We start from the raw sequence: 2,260 nt of genomic DNA on the forward strand, positions 1-2,260 counted from the left end.
AAGTCTTTTGATAACGAGGTTTATCAGTCTATAGAAAAAGAATTACAACGCCAAAAATCACAATTGCAATTAATTGCATCAGAAAATTTTGCAAGCAAAGCGGTAATGGAGGCACAAGGCTCTTTTCTGACTAATAAATACGCAGAAGGTTATCCAGGTAAAAGATATTACTGTGGTTGTGAGCATGTGGACAAAATTGAAAGTCTGGCTATAGAAAGACTTTGTAAGTTGTTTGGTGTTAAATTTGCAAACGTTCAACCTCATTCTGGTTCTCAGGCAAACCAGGCGGTATTTGCTTCACTGCTTACTCCAGGCGATACAATACTTGGATTATCACTGAGTTGCGGTGGGCATCTAACTCATGGTGCGGCACCAAGCCTTTCTGGTAAATGGTTTAAGTCAATTCAATATACAGTGAATAAAGACACTTATCTGCTCAATATGGATGAGATAGAAAAGCTGGCGCTGGAGCATAAACCGAAATTGATCATAGCTGGTGCTTCTGCTTATCCAAGAAAAATGGACTTCAAACGCTTTCGCGAGATTGCAGATAAAGTTGGTGCTTATTTGCTTGCAGATATTGCTCACTATGCAGGGCTTATTGCAGCGGGCGAATATCCATCCCCTGCTGAATATGCACATGTTATGACTTCCACGACTCACAAAACTTTGCGTGGTCCTCGTGGTGGAATAGTGATGACCAATGATGAAGCATTACACAAAAAAATTCAATCCGCAGTTTTTCCAGGATTGCAGGGCGGGCCACTTATGCATGTGATAGCTGCAAAAGCTGTTGCATTTAAAGAAGCATTAGCACCAGAGTTTAAGACTTATAGCAAGAAAGTCGTGGAAAATGCGAAAGTGCTGGCTCAAGAATTGCAAAAGCATGGACTTGACATTATAACCGGTGGCACTGACTCTCATATAGTGCTAGTTGACTTAAGATCGCAGAAATTGACTGGAAAAGACGTTGTAGATAGCCTTGAGAGAGCCGGTATTACCTGTAATAAAAACTCTGTACCATTTGATACAGCAAAGCCGACCATCAGTTCAGGGCTCCGTTTTGGCACCGCTGCTGAGACAACACGCGGACTTGAGGCAGAAAATTTTAAAGAGATAGCTGGTCTAATAAATGAAGTAATTCAAGGATTAATCAGCGGAAATAGCTCAAGTGTCGAAAAAGCAGTAAAAGCTAAAGTTGAAAGGATTTGTAGTAATTTTCCTATTTATTAATTTATGTGGTGTCATCCAAGTAGCTGGTAGAAACGAAAAAACTTACTTGACACCCTTCGCCAGCCCTCTTATCATGAAACTGAAGGTATTCATTTATCTTCAATCTGTGCAGATTAAACGACAACAGTATTACGTAATTGGCGTCTTATTTTTAATTTTTTGCACTATGCGCACCCTACGTCTTCACAACATTTCTAGGTTTTACCTATATAAGCTGAAACGCGCTTATAAAGCGTTTAAGACAGTATAGCACGCCAATTTGCAGGATTAGAGAATGACAACTAGCTAATACGGGATTTCTTTTACCTTTTTTTCTGCTTAGTAAATTTCTTAAACATTTAAACTAAGATGAGTTGCATTTAAAAGCAGCTAAATTGCAGTGTTTAAGACTTAAAAAACGCCAATACTGAAAATAGACAATGACTGGGGCTTCTTTTGCCTTTTTTCGTTTGGTAAATTTCTTAATGTTTGTAGCTAACATGAACAAACATTTGAGAGTAACTTCTGCTAGTAGGGTGTCATCCCAGTGCCCAGACACTGGGATCCAGGAATTTTATTAAGTTAGTAAGCATAAAAGTAGCCGTTTTATGTTAAAATACAACGTTTTAATGATTATAAAAAGGCTGGATTCCAGCGGGCTTTGTTGCATCGCTAGCTATGATGGATTAAAGATAAAAAAGATGGAGAATATCAGTAGCTTATTATTCTGGTATTTATAATAAGAACGGTCAGTGAATACCTAAATTTGAGTAAAAGAAATTTCACTACCACTCACTAATCTGGCTAAAATTCAAGAATTTCAATGCTTTAGCTATTTTCAATAGAATTAAATTTATTAATATAAATAATAAATTACTATTCTTAAATTTGATCAGATTGATTGCAAAAAAACAAGATTTTCAATAGGTTGCTTATAATCCTAACTATAGTTAGCCTTTCATAAGTAGCGATGCAATAAAGCCATTCCAGTGTCACGCACTGGGATGACACCCTAGTAGAAATCGTTTTTGTAATTGCAACATTCGTG

General features: G+C 37.3%; 1 protein-coding gene. It reads left to right on the top strand.

From position 1 onward, the window contains the following. Positions 1-1,233, top strand: a 1,233-nt coding sequence (glyA, locus tag WG67_RS04480) for a serine hydroxymethyltransferase (protein ID WP_458694921.1), incomplete at its 5' end; no start/stop codon positions are given. Between the last annotated feature and the right edge of the window lie 1,027 nt (positions 1,234-2,260).

Origin of the sequence: Wolbachia endosymbiont of Drosophila incompta (assembly GCF_001758565.1) — a bacterium.
GTDB lineage: Bacteria > Pseudomonadota > Alphaproteobacteria > Rickettsiales > Anaplasmataceae > Wolbachia > Wolbachia pipientis.